The organism is Bifidobacterium myosotis (assembly GCF_002259745.1).
Classification (GTDB): domain Bacteria; phylum Actinomycetota; class Actinomycetes; order Actinomycetales; family Bifidobacteriaceae; genus Bifidobacterium; species Bifidobacterium myosotis.
The window spans coordinates 153,434-171,814 of the sequence record NZ_MWWW01000004.1; the positions used below are offsets into that span (position 1 = coordinate 153,434).

Consider the following 18,381-nt stretch of genomic DNA (forward strand, 5'->3'; position numbering starts at 1 on the left):
GTTAATCCGTTTCTTGTTTGAAAGGTTTGTTCACGTTCGCGTGGGTTCCACGCCGGGTGGGAGCCAGACCGCCGGGCCGACGCGCCGCTAATCCCTTGATCAGAGGAATCGGCGGACGGCGTCGGCCTTCGGCGGTCGGCCCGTGGAATCACTGGTACTCGGGCTCTTCGGCCTTCTGGTCTTCCTTGGCGGCCGCGTCCGGGCGAGCGCCGATGTTGAAGCCGAGGTCGTCGGTGGAGCTCGCCGGATCGTCCTCTTCGTCCTTCATGTCGATGGCCACGCCCTCGGCGTTGAGCACCTCGACGTTCAGGGACAGGGACTGCATTTCCTTCAGCAGCACCTTGAAGGACTCCGGGATGCCGGCCGGCGGCAGGTTGTCGCCCTTCACGATGGCGCCGTAGACGCGCACGCGGCCGTCGACGTCATCGGACTTGGTGGTCATCATCTCGTGCAGCGTGTAGGCGGCGCCGTAGGCCTCAAGGGCCCACACCTCCATCTCGCCGAAGCGCTGGCCACCGAACTGGGCCTTACCACCGAGCGGCTGCTGGGTGATCATCGAGTACGGGCCGGTGGAACGGGCGTGAATCTTGTCGTCCACGAGGTGGTGGAGCTTCAGCATGTACATGTAGCCCACGGAGATCGGCTTGGTGTACGGCTCACCGGTACGGCCGTCGAACAGCGTGGCCTTGCCGTCGGGGCCGACCAGACGGTCGCCGTCGCGGTTCGGCAACGTGGTGGACAGCAGGCCCTTGAGGACCTCCGGCTTGACGCCGTCGAACACCGGGGTGGCCACCGGGGTGTTCGGCTCGGCCTTCTCGGCGCCGTTCGGCACGAGCTTCTTCCACTCGGCCTCCATGTTCGGGTCGAGGGAGATGTCCCAACCGGAATGCGCAATCCAGCCCAGGTGCAACTCGAGCACCTGGCCCAGGTTCATTCGGGAAGGCACGCCCAGCGGGTTGAGCATGATGTCCACCGGGGTACCGTCGGCGAGGAACGGCATGTCCTCCTCCGGCAGGATGCGGGAGATGCAGCCCTTGTTGCCGTGGCGGCCGGAGAGCTTGTCGCCCACCGTAATCTTGCGGTGCTGGGCGATGTACACGCGAATCATCTGGTTGACGCCGTTGGGCAGCTCGTCGCCATCCTCCTCGGCATCCTCGCGGGTGATCTCCTTGACGCCGATGACCGTACCGGTCTCGCCGTGGGGCACGCGCAGCGAAGTGTCGCGCACCTCGCGGGACTTCTCACCGAAGATGGCGCGCAGCAGGCGCTCCTCCGGGGTCAGCTCGGTCTCGCCCTTCGGGGTGACCTTGCCGACCAGGATGTCGCCGGCCTCGACCTCGGCGCCGATGCGGATGATGCCGCGCTCGTCCAGGTTGGCCACCGCGTCCTCACCGACGTTCGGCAGGTCGCGGGTGATCTCCTCGGCGCCCAGCTTGGTCTCGCGGGCGTCGATCTCGTACTCCTCGATGTGGATGGAGGACAGGGTGTCGTCCTGCACGAGGCGCTGGGAGATGATCACGGCGTCCTCGTAGTTGTAGCCGTTCCACGGCATGAAGGCGATGAGCAGGTTCTTGCCCAGGGCCAGGTCGCCGTTCTGGATGGCGGGGCCGTCGGCCAGCACGGAACCGGCCTCGACGCGTTCGCCGTCGTGGATGATCGGGCGCTGGTTGTAGCAAGTGGTCTGGTTGGAGCGCTGGAACTTGGCCAGCTTGTAAGAGCTGGTGGTGCCGTCGTCGTTCATCACGCGGATCAGGTCGGCGGACACGTAGGTGACCACACCGTCCTTGTCGGCCTTGATGACGTCGCCGGAGTCGTTGGCGGCACGCCATTCGGAGCCAGTGCCCACCAGCGGGCGCTCGGACTCGATCAGCGGCACGGCCTGACGCTGCATGTTGGTACCCATCAGTGCACGGTGACCCTCATCGTGCTCAAGGAACGGAATGAGGGAGGCGCCGAGCGAGACCATCTGACGCGGTGAGACATCCATGTAGTCCACGGAGCTCACCGGCACATCGACGGCCTCCTCCTCGCCCACTCGGGCAAGGGCGGACTTCTGCACGAAGTTGCCGTTCTCGTCCAGCTCCTGATTGGCCTGGGCGATGACGTGGTCCAGATCGCGGTCGGCGGTCATGTACTCGACCTCGTCGGTCACATGGCCGTTGACGACCTTGCGGTACGGGGTCTCGATGAAGCCGAACGGGTTCACGCGGCCGAAGGTGGCCAGCGAGCCGATCAGACCGATGTTCGGGCCTTCAGGGGACTCGATCGGGCACATACGGCCGAAGTGGGACGGGTGCACGTCGCGCACCTCCATGGAGGCGCGGTCGCGGGACAGACCACCGGGGCCCAGGGCGGAGAGACGACGCTTGTTCGTCACGCCGGAGAGCGGGTTGTTCTGGTCCATGAACTGGGAAAGCTGGGAGGTGCCGAAGAACTCCTTGATGGTGGCGTTCACCGGACGGATGTTGATCAGGGACTGCGGGGTGATGGCCTCGGCGTCCTGCGTGGTCATGCGTTCGCGCACCACGCGCTCCATACGGGACAGGCCCGTACGCAGCTGGTTCTGGATCAGTTCGCCGACCTGACGGATACGACGGTTGCCGAAGTGATCGATATCGTCCACGTCCACGCGCAGGTCGACGTCCTGGCCGTCGCGCTTGCCCGGGAAGGTCTGGGCGCCGTCGTGCAGGGCCACCAAGTACTTGATGGTGGCGATGATGTCCTCGCGGTGCAGGGAGCGATCGTTGAAGTCGGCGGCCAGACCCAGCTTGCGGTTGATCTTGTAGCGGCCGACGCGAGCCAGATCGTAACGCTTGGTGTTGAAGTAGAAGGAGTCGAGCAGGTTCTTGCCGGCCTCCGGGGTCGGGGTGTCGGCCGGGCGGATCTTGCGGTACAGATCCACCAGGGCCTCTTCCTGGGTCTCCAGGGTCTCGCGGTCCAGGGCGTCGAGCACCAGCGGGTAATCCTTGAAGGACTCGCGGATCTCGGGCTTGGTCATGCCGATGGCCATGAGGAAGACGATGGCGGACTGCTTGCGCTTGCGGTCCACGCGCACCTGCGGCTGGTCCTTCTTGTCGATCTCGAACTCAAGCCATGCGCCACGGCTCGGGATGATCTTCGCGCCGAAGACCTCCTTGTCGGAGGTGCGGTCCTGCTGACGGTCGAAGTACACGCCCGGGGAACGCACGAGCTGGGAGACGATGACACGCTCGGTGCCGCCGATGATGAAGGTACCGTGCGGGGTCTGCAGCGGGAAGTCGCCCATGAACACGGTCTGGGACTTGATCTCGCCGGTGTCGCCGTTCTCGAACTCGGCGTTCACGTACAGCGGCGCGGAGTAGGTGTAGTCCTTCTCCTTGCACTCCTGGACCGTGTGACGCGGCTCCTCGAAGTACGGGTCCGAGAAGGTCAGGGACATGGTCTGGGCGAAGTTCTCGATCGGGGAGATCTCGTTGAAGACCTCGTCGAGGCCGGAGACATGGGGCACGGTGTTGGTGCCGTTCTCCTCATCCTGCGCCACGCGCGCCTTCCAGCGCTCGTTGCCGATCAGCCAGTCGAAGCTGTCGGTCTGCACGCCCAGCAGGTAGGGCACATCGATGGGTTCCTTGATGGAACCGAAGTTCACGCGATCCGACGCCTTGTGCAGGTCGATGTCATGCTGGTCGGCGCGTGCGGTGATGGTGGTGGTGTTCGTCGTAGCTGTGTTAGCCAATGGACGTTCCTTATCGCTCGCTTAGATTGAGTAATTCCCCTGGGAGCGCCGGCATGGCCACCATATGCCTATGCGGACGCTTCATTGTCGGTGGCATGCCCGCAATATGACACACCATATGCAAAATCTTAAATCTAGCAGTATGGAAGGACAACCGGACATTGACTCAGGGTTGCCGTCAAGCGCCGCCACGGCACGATGCGTGCACGGTGCGGCACAATGCCACTGCGATGCCGCACGATGCCGCACGATGCCGCACCGGCCGTCATCTACTGGACGGTGTGGAGTCGCGTCCGGCGCGGCATGCCGAAGCCCCGCAGGCCCCGGCGTCTACTGGACGGTGAACACCAACGGCTCGCTCTTCACCTTCGGGGCGTCCTTCAGGCTCAGCTGCGCCACATATGTGCCGGCGTTGACCCTGGGCCATGTCGATTCGTCGGTGCACTCGGTGAGCGTGGCGTTCGCATCGGCGTTCCACGTAATCTGCTGGACGTCCTTGTCGCCCTTGGCCATGAGCAGCATGCGCGAATCCGCAGGGCATACGTCCGACTTGTAGATGGTCTCGTTGCCGGAAGTGATGGTGAGCACGCGCCCCTCATCGGAGCCGTCCACCAAGCAACTGTCGGTGCCCTCATGCACGATGGTCGCGGTGAATTCCATGCTGCCGCCCACCGCCACGGACTGGTACTTCGAGGAGAGCTGCAACGACAGGTTCTTGGCCGAGCAGTCCTTCACACTGCTGGTCTTTCTGGGCGTGGGCACCGAGTCGCGGGAGACCGCATACACCTCGTCATGGTGAATCGCGGTGTTGATGGCACCGATGCCGCGGCCGAGGCTGTAGACGCAGAACGAAATGAGCGCAAGCACCAGCAACAGCGCCACGCCCACCACGATACGGCGGCGGCGATAGATGGCCTGCTGCTTCTTGCTGATCTTGCGCTTCCTGGGTTTACCGGCCTTACCAGCTTTGCCGACCCTGCGCTTGTTCACCTGAGCCATAACAACTTCCCAGTCTAGCTAGCGCGGCAGCCGCAACGCTCCGTCCTGCGTCATCTCGACAAGACCGTCATCGTCAAGACTGGCGATGCACGAGGCGAGCTGCACCTGGTCCTTCCACAGTTTCTCGGCATCGACCCGAGCGAGCGTGGCCCCTGCGGGCAGACCGCGCAATGCGGCCAATACCAGTCCGCGCACCTGCCGATCCGTGCCTTGGAACCGTTGGCGCGGGCGGGTGCGCCGTTCCCCCAGTCCGGGGCGGCCGGCCTTGAGGAACGCACAGTCGCCAGCCACCGGGCAGGCATCGCATAACGGCGATTTCGCCGTACACACCACCGCCCCCAGTTCCATCACCGACTGGTTCCACATGACCGACCGGCGTGCGGTGTCACTATTGCCGGATTCGTCATCCCGTCCCGTGCGGCGGCCGACGATACCGCTTCCCTTATTACCGGCCACGGCATTCCCGGTTCCACACCGCGTCACGGCGGGCCCGTCATCCACGGAATCCACAGAATCCACGGGCAGCATACGGTTGGCGAGCGCGCGTTCGGCCGGGCTTGCCGCTCCCCCGCGTGACTCGACGCCGAGGAACACGCGGCTCAGCACGCGACGGATATTGGTGTCGATCACGGCGATGCGCTTGCCGAACGCGAAGCTCATCACGGCGGATGCGGTGTAGTCTCCTATGCCGGGCAGGCCGGTCAACTCGTCGTAGGTGCGTGGAAGTTCGTCGGCGTAATCAGCGGAAACGACGCGCGCGCATTCCTGCAATCGCAGGGCGCGGCGCGGATAGCCAAGCCGCCCCCACGCGGTGATTACCTCGGCTTTGGGCGCGGCGGCGAGCGCACGAGCGTCGGGCCAGCGGGCCATCCAATCGGTCCAGTAGGGCACCACGCGGCTCATCTGCGTCTGCTGACTCATCACTTCGGAGACAAGCACACCCCACGGGGTCGCCCGTCCGAAACGCCACGGCAGGTCGCGCGCGTTGGCCTCCCACCACGCCGCGAGCCTGAGGCGGATGCGCTCGGCATGCGGCGATGCCGAGCCCGAGGCGCCGGTGCCGGTCATATCGCAGACGCCGGCTCTTCCACCGACCGACGCATCGGCGGCACCGACAACCACATCGATGTCACCAAGCATCCGGACGCTCCCAGTGGAACCGACGCATCCGGCAGCACTGGTATCCACCGCACCGGCGTCATCAGTCACGTCCGTGTCCCTCGTCATGAACATGCCCTCCCCCTGCGATGTCCCTCATGCCCCGCGGCGCCTTGCAATGCCGTGCGTCCGACCAACCAGCCATCGTGGTTCCTTGCCGGCGCCCGGACGGGAGCGAAGCCACATCGTGTCGTTCATCGTTCTTATTCTTAGCAGCTATGACGAACGAGGCAGAAGTGAACCCGCACATCCCCGCATCCGAGGGCGCCCAGACCGTTTCGGCGCAGGTGGCCGACTCGGCGGTCGGCCCGGCCGCCGACCCCGAAGCCAAAGTCGAGAAGATGTTCGAATACGGCTACCGCAAGTCCAATTATGGGCCGGACGAGCTGGTGACCGATGCGCACGGCAACCCGATCTCGGTGGTGGACGCGATGCTGTCGGCTGAGAAGGCCGCAGCCGCCGAGACCGTCACACCGCATCTGTGCTACTACTCGCCGCGCATCCCCGGCAATACCGGCTCGGCGATCCGCCTGTGCGCAGTGACCGGCACGATCCTGCATCTGGTGGAGCCGCTCGGTTTTAATCTGCGCGACACCAAGCTGCGCCGCGCCGGGCTCGACTATCACGACATGGCGCATGTGGTGCTGCACCCGAACTTTGAGAATCTGGTGGAGTCGATGCCCAATTCGCGCATCATCGCGTTCACCGCGCATGCCACCAAGTTGTACACCGACATCGAATACCGTCCGACCGACATCCTGCTGTTCGGGCCGGAGCCCGGTGACATCCCGGACCCGATGGACATCATGGCCGGCCCGCATGTGGCCGAGCAGGTGAGGCTCCCGATGCGCCCGTCGCTTCGTTCGCTGAATCTCACCAACTGCGCGTCCATCGCCATCTACGAGGCATGGCGACAGCTGGGGTTCGCTGGCGGCCGGTGAGGGAAGCCGTCACCATTCCCATTCCGCTTACTTGATTCCCGGCCTTTCCGCATGGACTGCGGTCTGTCGCCCCACCGGTCCGCTCCCTCCATCCCCCCATTCCCGTCCCAACGGACCGGAGGGTTAGGAAAGAACCCCGTCAGCACCGGGCAGATTGCGGAACCATGAAATTGGGAGAAGCGGCCACATCGACCGCATCCTCCTCCGTACACCCGTGCGCAACGGCCTTCGCAGCCCTATCTGCCTTGCGAGGGGTACATTTTCACTTCCGCGGACAGCTATCTGCTTTGCAAGGGGTACTTCAACGAGAAAACCACGGGTATGGGCGTTGATATTGCAACGTTCATACCCGTGGTTTTCGTATATGGGTACCCCTTGCAAAGCGGATAGCTGTCCGCAAGTGGCAAGAAGTACCCCTTGCAACGCAGATACCCCGACGACTCAGTTCTTGAAGCTGTGGATCGGAGCCGGGATGCGGCCGCCGCGGGTCACGAAGGCCTCGCAGCTGGTCTGATTGACCGGCATGATGGGGGCGTATCCCATAAGACCGCCGAAGTTGGCCATATCGCCCACGCCCTTGCCGTAGACGGGAATCACGCGCACGGCCGTGGTCTTCTGGTTGACCATGCCGATGGCCGCCTCGTCCGCGATGAGGCCGGAGATGGTGGCGGCGGACGTGTCGCCGGGGATGGCGATCATGTCGAGGCCCACCGAGCACACGCAGGTCATCGCCTCAAGCTTTTCGATGGTGAGGCATCCGGAGGACGCCGCGTCGATCATGTTCTTGTCCTCGGAGACGGGAATGAACGCGCCGGACAGGCCACCCACGTAGGAGGACGCCATGATGCCGCCCTTCTTGACCTGATCGTTGAGCATGGCGAGTGCCGCAGTAGTGCCGGGGGCGCCGACCTGCTCCAGACCGATCTTCTCGAGCACCTCGCCCACCGAGTCGCCTACGGCGGGGGTCGGGGCAAGCGACAGGTCGATGATGCCGAACGGCACGCCGAGCCTGCGCGACGCCTCCTGGGCGACGAGCTGACCGACACGGGTGATCTTGAAGGCGGTGCGCTTGATGGTCTCGCACAGGAACTCGAAGTCCTTGCCCTTGGCCGCGTCGAGCGCGCGGGAGACCACGCCCGGGCCGGACACGCCGACGTTGATCACGGCGTCGCCCTCGGTCACGCCGTGGAAGCCGCCCGCCATGAACGGGTTGTCGTCCGGAACGTTGCAGAAGGCCACGAACTTGACGCAACCGTAGGAGTCGTTGTCGCGCGTGTTGTAGGCGATGTCCTTGATGATGCGGCCCAGCAGCTCGACGGCGTTCATGTCGATGCCGGTCTTGGTGGAGCCCACGTTGACCGACGAGCAAACGATGTCGGTCTCGGCGAGCGCCTGCGGCAGCGACTCGATGAGCAGCTTCTCGGCCGGGGTCATGGCTTTGGAGACGAGCGCGGAGTAGCCGCCGATGAGGTCCACACCGACCTCCTTGGCGACGCGGTCCAGCGCGTGCGCGATCTTGACGAAATCCTCGCTGGTCTTGCAGGAGCTCGCGCCGACCAATGAAATCGGGGTGACGGTGATGCGCTTGTTGACGATCGGGATGCCGTAGTCGCGTTCGATGGACTGGCCGGTGGAGACGAGGTCCTTGGCGTACGTGGTGATTTTGCGGTAGATGTTGTCGCAGGTCTCGTCCACGGTGGACGCCGCGCAGTCAAGCAGCGAGATGCCCATCGTGATGGTGCGGACGTCGAGCTTCTCTTGCTCGATCATCTGATTGGTCTCGTGGACCTCCATGATGTTCAGCATGGTGTGTTCCTTAGGTTCTATTGCCCTGCATCGGAAAACTCATTGACGAATCGACTGCCCCTCAGGCCCGCTTCGCGGCCCGGTTCCTCTGACAAGGGGAAACATGGCATCATCAACGAACTTACGACGCGGCATACTATCCATGTGTTGGTGGCGACAAGGCTGGTTCCGTCGGTGGAAAGCACACCGGGCTTTCCGCTTCCTCGCGTGAACCAGCCTGGCCAGCGGGCTGGTTCAGATGCGGTGCATCTTGGTGAAGATCTCCTCACGCTGGCAACGGATGCGCACGCCGATGTCGTCGCCGAGATCCTCGAGGTTGCCCACCATGGCGCTGAATTCCTTGTCCGCATTGGAGTAGTCGACGATCATCATCATGTTGAAGAAGCCGTCGATGATGGTCTGCGAAATGTCGAGCACGTTGACGTGGTGATTGGACAGGTACGTGCACACGCGCGCGATGATGCCGACGGTATCCTGGCCGACGACGGTGATGATGGCCTTGTTCATGGCTCTCCTGATTCAGGTTGAAGACGAAAAAACGGGTGTTTCCAGTATAGGGAAACACCCGTTGCGAACACCCGGAATGTCCATGCCGTAGCATGGTCCATTCAGCGCTGATTACAGGGAATCATGGGAAATCGGGAAGCACCTGCCGAGGGGCGCGCGGCGCGTCACGCGGCCAGTTTCTCGATATCGACGTGCACCGGCACCAGCTTCGGCTCATCCGTATGCTCCGAAAGCAGGAACGAGAACAGCAGGGCCACCGCCACCAGCGCCAGACCGAACAGGTACCCGTACCGGGAGCCGTCCACGAAGCCCTGGGCCGGGTTGTCGCCGCCCGCCGCGACATACCGCATCTGGCCAAGGCCGAGCAGGCATGTGGCCACAGCCGTGGCGATGGCGCCGCACACCTGCTGCATGGTGTTCATGATCGTGCTGCCGTCCGCCGCCATGTGCATGGGCAGCGATTTCAGCGCCGCCGACTGCGCGGACTGCTGGATGAACGGGATGCCGACCATCACGATGACGTGCGCGGCGATGAACAGCGCAATCGTCGAATCCGTGCCGATGGCGAAGAACATCGCGCCACCGATCACGGTCATCGCCACGCCGAACCACACCAGTCGTTTCGCGCCATGACGGTCGAACAGACGCCCGGCCATCAGCGTGCAGATCGCGTTGACGACGCCGCCGGGCAGCATGAGCAGACCGGCGACGGTGGAGCTCAGCCCAAGACCGCGCTGGAGTTCCTGGGGCACCAAGTACATGAACGCCAACGTGCAGGCGAACGAGCAGCTGACCATGATGGCCGGAACGCGGAACGCCGCGATGCCCAACGCGTGCAGATCAAGCAACGGCGATGCGATCGTCAGCTGACGGCGCGCGTAGAACGCCAACACCAGCACACCAACGACGAGCAGACCGATCACGACCGGCGAGAAGCCCATGTCGCTGATCAGGCTCACGCCGGCGACGAGGCATCCGAAGCCGACGGCGGACGCGATGACGGACAGCACATCGACGGACGGCCGCGTGCGTTCGATCGGCGTGATGAAGAACAGCGCCGTGCACACGATTGCGATGACGGCGACCACGGCGAACAGTGCGAAAATCGCGCGCCACGACAGGGCGCCGATGAGCGCTCCGGCGATGGTGGGACCGATGACCGGAGCGAACATGATCACCAGACCGGCGACGCCGTTGGCCGCGCCGATCTTATGCGGCGGGAATACGCGCATGATGGCCGCATACATGGTGGGCAGCACGATGCCGGTGCTAATGCCCTGGGCGATACGGCCGGCGAGCAGGATCGGGAAGGTCGGGGCAAAGGTGCATACGATTGCACCGATCAGGAAGCAGGTGAGCGCGAACAGCGCCAGCGTCTTGGCCTTGACCCACTTCAGCAGGAATCCCACGCACGGCAGCACCACGCCGATGGCGAGCATGTAGCCGACGACCATCCACTGCACCGTGCCGGACGAGACGCCGAAATCGGTCATCAGGTCGGGCAGGGTGATGTTCATGGATGTCTCCGAAAGCATGCCCAGGAACACGCTGATGTACAGGCCGAGCATGACCTTGTGCGGATGGTCGATGTGATGCGGCCTGTCCGGCACGAACGACGCATCGATCAATTGATTCTTACGTACGGTTGTCTTATCGACGGACAACTGAAATACCTCTCTCATGTGCGCTTGTGTCGCCACCGGCGGCTGGCCATGGCTCACGCCGGGCCGGGCCCGCGGAGCATGCCGCGGCCCGAACCGTTGCGTGGCGTCTTTGGCTGAAGCCGAACACCCCTAACGTCCGGGTCTCGGTCGGCAACAAAAAATCGCATGCCTTCAGGCGGAAAACGCCAAAGGCATGCGATTATCAAGTCACGGGGTACCGTAATACGATTTTCGATTTTTCGTAAGTCGGGCCGCGCGTGTCGCGGGGTGGATGGAGTTGACTTGCGGGATTTCCTTAGGACTCCCTTCTCACCTTGCTTCGCTGACGACTCCCCTCCGTCAGCTTCGCTGACAGCTCCCCTCATAGAGGGGAGCCAAGCCGATATTTGGTCACGCTTCGCGTGCCGAACCGTCAAATGGGCAGTCCAGTGGGACTGCCCGTAGGTGAGATGCCGCGACCGCAGTCCTGCAATTAAGGACGGCCTACGGCCGACTCAATGCCACCTCGACTCGCCTATCGGCTTGTCTCGGCCGCGGTCGTTGGACAGTCCACTGGACTGTCCAACGCGCCGTCGGCTCTTGTCACGCTTCGCGTGCCAAACCGTCAAACGGACAGTCCAGTGGACTGCCCGTAGGTGAGATGCCGCGACCGCAGTCCTGCAATTAAGGACGGCCTACGGCCGACTCAATATCACCTCGGGTTCGCCTATCGGCTCACCCTCGGCCGCTGTAGCCGGAGAGCCCACTGGGCTCTCCTCGGCTGAATTGACGTCACGCCTCGCGCGACGCCGATGCAGCCGCTACAGCGGCCAACGCCCTCGGCGCGTGGAAGCCCTGCTTTTCGAATTCGTCGGCGATGGCCTGGGCGACCTCGTGGCTGCGACCCTTGTCGACCAGCGCGATGATGGAGCCGCCGAAGCCGCCGCCCGTCATACGCGCACCGTAGGCGCCGTTCTTGCGGGCCACGGCCACAGCCACGTCGAGCTCGGGCACGGTGACTTCGTAATCCGCAGCGAGCGAATCATGGGAGGCGTTGAACAGACGGCCGGCAGCCTCGATGTCGCCGTTCGCGAAGGCGCGGACGAAGGAGCGCACACGCTCAATCTCGGTGACCACATGGCGCACGCGCTTCTTCATGGTCTCGTCCGGCAGGGCGTCCAGCGTCTCCTTCAGCGCCTGGAACGGATCATCGGACTTGGAGATGCCGTCGGCGGTGACGCGCAGGTTGGCCACGCCGAGGATCTTCGCGGCCTGCTCGCAGGTGGCGCGCCGCTGGGCGTACTGGCCATCGTTGAGCTGGTGCGGGGCCTGGGTGTCGACCACGAGCAGCTCGAGGCCGTACTTGTCGAGGTCGAATTCCTGCTGGGAGACGTTCTCCAGCGGGGTGAGTTCCGGACGGCAGTCGAGCAGCAGCGCATGGCCGGCGGTGCAGCGCATCGAGGCGTTCTGGTCGAGGCCACCGGTGGAGGCGCCGGCCATCTCGTTCTCGGACTTGATGGCGGCGTTGATGAGGGTCACGCGGCCGGCGTCAGAGGCACCGTAGCCGAGGCCGTACACGTCGTCAAGAGCCAAAGCGGTGGAGCAGGTCATCGCGGCGGAGGAGCTCAGGCCCGAGCCGAGCGGCACGCAGGAGACGAACGCGGCGTCGAAGCCCTTGACCTTGTCGAAGCCGGCCTCGCGCAGCGCCCATGCCACGCCGGTCGGGTATGCGGACCAGCCGTCCACGCCACGGGCCTGCAGGTCTTGCAGCTCGGCTTCGGCGACCTTGTCCGGGGCGACGTCGGAGACGACACGCACCTTGGTGTCCTCACGCGGGCTCAGGGCGATGAACGTGCGATGTGGCAGTGCGATCGGCAGGCAGAGGCCGGCGTTGTAGTCGGTGTGCTCGCCGATGAGGTTCACACGGCCCGGAGCGGCCCAGACGCCTTCGGGCTGGACGCCATAGGTCTTGGCGAACAGCGCCGTGGCCTGTTCCACACCAGCCTGATGGGAGATCGGTTCGATGAATTCAACAGCAGTCATTGATGTTTTTCTTTCTGTACGCAATTGCTTAGGCTCCCCTCAGCCGGCTTCGCCCGGCAGCTCCCCTCAGGGAGGGGAGCCAGACGCTAGGCGGGCAGAGGGGAGAGGAGAGAACTGGATTCAGTCGGCGATGTCCACGTCGCCGAGCTCGTGGAAGCGCTTGGCGATGAGTTCCGGGGTGGTGTCGGAGATCCAGGCGGCCATGCCGGACTCGGAGCCGGCGAGGTACTTGATCTTGTTGGCGGCACGACGGAAGGAGAAGAACTGCAGGTTCAGGCGGTAGTTCTCGCGGCGCGGGTCGTGGATTGGAGCCTGATGCCAGGCGGCGATGTACGGCAGGTCCATGCCCTTGCCGTCGCCCTTGTCGAAGAAGGCGTTGCCGCGCTTGAGCAGGTGCGAGTACATCGAGGCGAGGTCCCAACGCTCGTCGTCGTTGAGCTGGTCGAGGGTGAGCACGTCGCGCACCGGGGCGACGTGGACCTCGAGAGGCCAGCGGGCGGCGGCCGGCACGTAGGCGACCCAGCTGTGGTTGCGCATGATCACGCGCTCCTCGGCCTCGAGCTCGGCGTTCATGATGTCCTTGAGGAGGTTGCCGCCGGTCTTCTCGTGGTAGGCCTCGGTGTGCTGCAGCTCCTTCTCCATCTTGGGGGCGATGAACGGGTAGCAGTAGACCTGGCCGTGCGGGTGGGCCAGCGAGACGCCGATCTCAGCGCCGTGGTTCTCGAACGGGAAGATCTGCTCGATGCCGTCCATCTTGGAGATCTCAGCGGTGCGGAAGGCCCAGGCCTCGACCACCGTGCGCAGGCGGGAGACCGGCAGGTCGGCCGGCAGACCGTCCTCGTTCGGGTCGAAGCAGATGACCTCGCAGCGGCCGGCGGCGGGCTTCTGCTCCCACAGCTGGTTGCCGTTCACGAACTTCGTGGAGTCGTCCTCGCCGGGCACGCGCACCATCGAGGGGAAACGGTTCTCGAACACGACCACGTTGTAGTCGGTGTCCGGCACCTCGCCGTCCTGGTAGGGGTCGCCGGGCTTGCGGGCGGCCAGCGGGTTGCCCTTGGCGGTGGCGCCGGGGCCGGCGGTGATCGGGCGGTTCATGCGGGCGGTCGCCATCGGAATCCAGTCGCCGGTCAGCGGGTCGCGGCGCATCTGCGGGGCGGCGTACGGCACTTCGTTGCCGTCGGCATCCAGATGCGGCGCGAAGCGGTAGGCCAGCGGACGCGGATCCTTGAGCTCGCGGGTCTTGGCGCCGGAGACGTACTCGGGGTCGTCGTCCAGGTAGAAGAAATCACGGCCGTCGGCAAGCGTCGTCGGCGTGATGCGGATGTGCTCCTTCGCATACTCCCCAGGGGTGTAGTTGGCGAAATCAGCCATGGGTGTCACTCACTTTCCTCATTGGTCTCGCTCTGGTGGGCCAGCACGAGTTCCTTGACCAAATCCTTGGTTTTGGCGGCGGAATCGGAATCGAGCCCGTCGTCGGTGATGACCGTGTCGACCTGATCGAAGCGCGCGAACAACGACAACGACGTGCAGCTCCACTTGGTGTGATCGGTCAAAACTATGGTGCGATCGGCGATGTCCATCATCGCCATATCGGTTGCGGCCTCCAGCGAGTTCGGCATGAGGAAGCCACGGGGAATCGACACCGAATGGGTGCCGAGGAAGACGGTGTTCACGCGCAGCGAGGCGACGACCTTGTCCGCGATCGGCCCGACGAGCGAATTCGAGCGGGTGATCACGCCGCCGGTGACGATCACCTCGACGTCCTTCGATTCGAGGGCCTGGACCAGTTCGGCCACCGGAATCGAGTTTGTGAGGATGGTGATGCCGCTGGACTGCTGCGATTCAAGCAGATGCTGGGCGAAGACATACGCCGTGGTGCCGCCGCCGATGGCGATCACGTCGCCGGGGGCCACGTATCGGACGGCCTCCTGCGCGATGGCGTCCTTGAGGCCGATGTCCATCTGGGACTTGACGGAGAACAATGGCTCGCTCAACAAGGTACTGGTGGTCACGGCACCGCCATGGACGCGCTTGAGCAGACCTTTGTCCGCAAGCTCGGCGATGTCTCGGCGAATGGTCATCGCTGACACCCCCAGCTCCTTCGAGAGCGCGGTGATGCGCACGGCACCTCGCGTGCGCAGCCTGCTCAGGATCAGGTGCTGACGTTGTGACGAAATCATACGAACATTATCGCACACAAAAGCTCACAAACCAAACCGAACTGATCGTTTTGAGGACAAATTTCCGACGTTATGAAGCTTTTGGCGCCCATTTCGGTAGTTTTGCCACCTCACCACCGCCAAACCGCGCAAAATCTCACATTCTCGGTCGTGAAACTACGTATCGGCCCGGTCGTCGTTGGTTCGGCAGTCGGCTGTCGTCATGCGCCTTCTCACGCCCCTCCTATGCCACCCCGACGCCCTGACACCCCGACACCCCGGCGACGAGGGCGCAACGGGCACGCATGTTTGGGGCGATGAAGACAAGGTGGGCTACACCCCGGCAACGCCCGACGACGAGGATATGCAGGCACGCAGAAGGACCAAGCAGGAAACCGCACAAAGTAACCTAACGAGCGTCCGCCTTAGACTCCACCCGACCGCCGCGTCCATGCTTCTCACGGACGCGGCGGCATTCCCGGAGGCCGCCAAACAATCCGCCGCACTGTTCCACGCTTCTCATGGACACGGCGGCATTGTGCACGCCCTTGCCTCCGCCCATCTGACGGCCCCACCCCTACCGAGGGCGACGGGCCCGTGAGACAATGGAACCATGACCTACGTTTCGCAAAGTTTCTGGCATGATGCCGTCAACAAAGCCACCACGGACCTCTTCACCTTCGGCTACAAGCACATCATCAAGCCGAACTTCGTGTTCAACCACCGCCCCGACGAGGCGCATGACCAGATGATCACGTTCTGCAGCGTGGTCAAGCACATGCCGCCGCTGCTGTGGGCCGAGCGCACGATGCTCGACTACACAGACCCGATCCTCGAGACGCAGGTGATGGGCGTGGACTTCACCAATCCGTTCGGCCTGTCGGCGGGATTGGACAAGAACTGCGAGATGCCGGTGCTGCTGGATAACGCAGGCTTCGGCTTCGAGACCGTGGGGTCGACCACGTCGCGCCCCTGCCCCGGCAACCCCAAGCCGTGGTTCCATCGTCTGCCCGAATACGATTCGATGATGGTGCATGTCGGACTCGCCAACATCGGTTCCGACAAGGTCATCGCCCGCGCCGAGCAGGCTTGGACGCAGGCCCGGCAGATGCAGGTGTCCGTCTCCATCGCACGCACCAACGATGAGCTGTGCGGCGATCTGGACGAGGGCATCGAGGACTACTGCATCTCCATGCGCCGGGCTGCCGGCCGCACCGCGATGGTGGAGGTGAACGTCTCCTGCCCGAACACGCATGTCGGCGAGCCGTTCACGGCCAGCCCGGAGAATCTGGACCGCCTGTTCACCGCATTGGACAAAATCGACCGTCCGCAGCCGACGCTGGTCAAAATGCCGCTCAACAAGCCGTGGCCGGAATACCGTGAGCTGCTTGACGTGCTCACCGAGCACAATGTGCAGGGCGTGTCCCTAGCCAATCTGCAGAAGGACCGCACGGGCCTCGAGATTCCGCGCGATTGGGAGGGCGGACTCTCCGGCGGACCGTGCTCGACGGCAAGCACCGAACTGGTCCGTCGCGTGCGCCACGAATTCGGCGACCGGTTCGCGATCGCCGGCATCGGCGGCGTCTTCACCCCGGAGCAGGCCTACGCCAAGATTCGTGCCGGTGCGGATCTGGTCATGTTCATCAGCTCGCTGATGTACCGCGGCCCGCAGCAGATCACGGTACTGAAGCGCGGCCTCGCGCAGCTCCTGCGCCGTGACGGCTTCGAGCACGTATCCGACGCCGTCGGTGTAGACGCATAAGACAGAGCGGCTCTCTCCCCGAGGAGACCCGACGAACAAAGACAAGCCTCCCCACACAGCGGCTCTCTCCCCGAGGGGAGCCGTCAGCAAAGCTGACTGAGGGGAGCCACGGGCCAACACCCATAGCTCCCCTCAACTATCTACGCCCCACGATGAAGCACCAAAAGAGCCCTCATCGTCACGTCATTCACTTCACCTCGCAACACCGCTCAGAACGCGCCGCGCACGTATTGCGGCGCATACGGGGCCTCGGTGACGGGCACGCCCAGCTTGTTGGCGGCGCGCAACGGCCAGAACGGGTCGCGCAGGCCGGCGCGGCCGATCTCCACGGCATCCGCCTTGCCGCGCGAGAGCACCTTGGCCGCTTCCTTCGGCTTGGTGATGAGTCCCACCGCGGTGACCGGCACCTCGGCCTTGAGTCGCACCTGCTCCGAGAACGGCACCTGATACTCGGGCTTGACCGGAATGGACACGCCCGCCACGATGCCACCGGTGGAGACGTCCACCAGATCGACGCCATGGTTCTTGAGCACCTTGGCCAGTGCGATCGTCTGGTCGAGATCCCAACCGCCTGCGGCCCAGTCGGTCGCGGAGACGCGCACCAGCACCGGCATATCCTCCGGCACCACACCGCGCACGGCGTCCACCACTTCGATGAGGAAGCGGGAGCGGCCGGTCAGACCGCCGCCATATTCGTCGTCGCGCTCGTTGCACAGCGGGTCGAGGAATTGCGAAATCAGGTATCCATGGGCCGCATGGATCTGGATGGCCTGGAATCCGGCCGTCACCGCACGGCCGGCGGCCGCGGCGAAGGCTCCGACAATGCCATGGACCTCGTCCACGGACAAGGCACGAGGCGTGGCCAGCCCGCCGAACGCAATCGGCGAAGGCGCCACCGTGGGCCAGCCGCCCGCCTCCTCAGGCACGCTCTGGCCTTCGTACCCCAACGCGAAGCAGCCGGTCGAAGCCTTGCGTCCGGCGTGGTTGAGCTGGATGGCCGGCACCGCGCCGGCTTCGCGGATGCCGTCCACGATCCAGCGCCATGCATCGATCTGACCGTCCTCCCATAGACCCGTATCGCACGGGGAGATACGTCCCTCCGGTGCCACGGCGGTCGCCTCGGCGATGATCATGCCGAACCCACCGAACGCGCGGGAGACGTAATGCTGGTAGTGGAAGGGCGTGGGCCTGCCGTCGCGCGCGAACACCGAATAGGTGCACATCGGCGGCAGCCAGATGCGGTTGCGCACGGTGATCCCGCGCAGTTCCATCGGTGTGAACAGTCCCGGACGGCTCTTCTTGTCAACGCCGTTCTTCTCGTTTTTCTCCTTGGCCACGGCCTTTCCGCCTTTCTCGCTCTTCTTCGAATTCCCGCCCTTGCTCTTGCCGGCTTTGCCGGCTCCGCCGATCGTGTCACCGTTGGCGCCATCCGGTCCGGAGCCTTTCGGCCCCTTGCCCGACGCATTCGCCGCGTTCAAAGTCACCGCCTTGAGATCCGGCAGATCGAATCCCCGGAAATCAAAATTCTCGTGTGTCAATTCGTCGTGAGTGGTATCGCTCATCGCTCCCCTTCATCGTGGCCGTCCCCGCGGCCCGGTTCCATGCAATCCCTCAATATTGTAGAACGGGCGCCGTCTGAAGAGACGCACGC

12 protein-coding genes are annotated in these 18,381 nt (G+C 64.2%); 2 read left to right on the forward strand and 10 right to left on the reverse strand.

Going from position 1 to position 18,381, the window contains the following annotated elements; translation table 11 throughout:
• Positions 1-148: 148 nt before the first annotated feature.
• The 3 genes from rpoB to BMYO_RS02200 all read right to left on the reverse strand — a co-directional run bounded on the left by rpoB (position 149) and on the right by BMYO_RS02200 (position 5,779).
• On the reverse strand, positions 149-3,712 hold the full coding sequence (gene rpoB, locus BMYO_RS02190; RefSeq protein ID WP_094666947.1) for a DNA-directed RNA polymerase subunit beta: 3,564 nt from the start codon (positions 3,710-3,712) through the stop codon (positions 149-151).
• A gap of 330 nt (positions 3,713-4,042) precedes the next feature.
• Positions 4,043-4,711 carry a hypothetical protein gene (locus BMYO_RS02195; protein ID WP_169834015.1) on the reverse strand — a complete coding sequence of 223 codons (669 nt, stop codon included), beginning with the start codon at positions 4,709-4,711 and terminating at the stop codon, positions 4,043-4,045.
• A gap of 18 nt (positions 4,712-4,729) precedes the next feature.
• The gene (locus tag BMYO_RS02200; protein WP_094667063.1) at positions 4,730-5,779 is read right to left on the reverse strand and encodes an HhH-GPD family protein; all 1,050 of its coding nucleotides are present in this window, start codon (positions 5,777-5,779) and stop codon (positions 4,730-4,732) included.
• Between the two features lie 308 nt (positions 5,780-6,087).
• On the opposite strand from BMYO_RS02200, the gene BMYO_RS02205 reads away from it, so the two are divergent.
• Positions 6,088-6,810: a tRNA (cytidine(34)-2'-O)-methyltransferase gene (locus tag BMYO_RS02205; RefSeq protein ID WP_375137702.1), complete on the forward strand. Its 723-nt coding sequence runs from the start codon at positions 6,088-6,090 to the stop codon at positions 6,808-6,810.
• A 441-nt stretch (positions 6,811-7,251) separates the two neighbouring features.
• Here the strand turns inward: BMYO_RS02205 and BMYO_RS02210 are convergent, their stop codons facing one another.
• From BMYO_RS02210 to BMYO_RS02235, 6 genes are all read right to left on the reverse strand, one after another.
• Positions 7,252-8,616, reverse strand: a complete 1,365-nt coding sequence (locus BMYO_RS02210) for a PFL family protein (RefSeq protein WP_094666948.1) — start codon at positions 8,614-8,616, stop codon at positions 7,252-7,254.
• Between the two features lie 234 nt (positions 8,617-8,850).
• Entirely contained in the window at positions 8,851-9,123 is a 273-nt protein-coding gene (locus BMYO_RS02215; RefSeq protein WP_094666949.1) for an ACT domain-containing protein, read from the reverse strand.
• Positions 9,124-9,287: 164 nt separating this feature from the next.
• A complete protein-coding gene (locus tag BMYO_RS02220; protein ID WP_420807281.1) occupies positions 9,288-10,691 on the reverse strand; it encodes a DHA2 family efflux MFS transporter permease subunit in 1,404 nt (467 codons plus the stop codon).
• An 867-nt stretch (positions 10,692-11,558) separates the two neighbouring features.
• A complete protein-coding gene (gene galK / locus BMYO_RS02225) occupies positions 11,559-12,809 on the reverse strand; it encodes a galactokinase (RefSeq protein ID WP_094666951.1) in 1,251 nt (416 codons plus the stop codon).
• A gap of 120 nt (positions 12,810-12,929) precedes the next feature.
• Complete coding sequence (gene galT, locus BMYO_RS02230) at positions 12,930-14,180, reverse strand: galactose-1-phosphate uridylyltransferase (RefSeq protein ID WP_094666952.1); 1,251 nt, start codon at positions 14,178-14,180, stop codon at positions 12,930-12,932.
• A 5-nt stretch (positions 14,181-14,185) separates the two neighbouring features.
• On the reverse strand, positions 14,186-14,989 hold the full coding sequence (locus tag BMYO_RS02235) for a DeoR/GlpR family DNA-binding transcription regulator (protein ID WP_094666953.1): 804 nt from the start codon (positions 14,987-14,989) through the stop codon (positions 14,186-14,188).
• Positions 14,990-15,581: 592 nt separating this feature from the next.
• Between BMYO_RS02235 and BMYO_RS02245 the strand changes: the two genes are divergently transcribed.
• Positions 15,582-16,730 (forward strand): quinone-dependent dihydroorotate dehydrogenase, encoded by a 1,149-nt coding sequence (locus BMYO_RS02245; protein WP_094666955.1) that lies wholly within the window; start codon positions 15,582-15,584, stop codon positions 16,728-16,730.
• Positions 16,731-16,939: 209 nt separating this feature from the next.
• On the opposite strand, the gene BMYO_RS02250 is transcribed toward BMYO_RS02245, so the two are convergent.
• Complete coding sequence (locus BMYO_RS02250; RefSeq protein WP_169834016.1) at positions 16,940-18,292, reverse strand: NADH:flavin oxidoreductase/NADH oxidase; 1,353 nt, start codon at positions 18,290-18,292, stop codon at positions 16,940-16,942.
• Between the last annotated feature and the right edge of the window lie 89 nt (positions 18,293-18,381).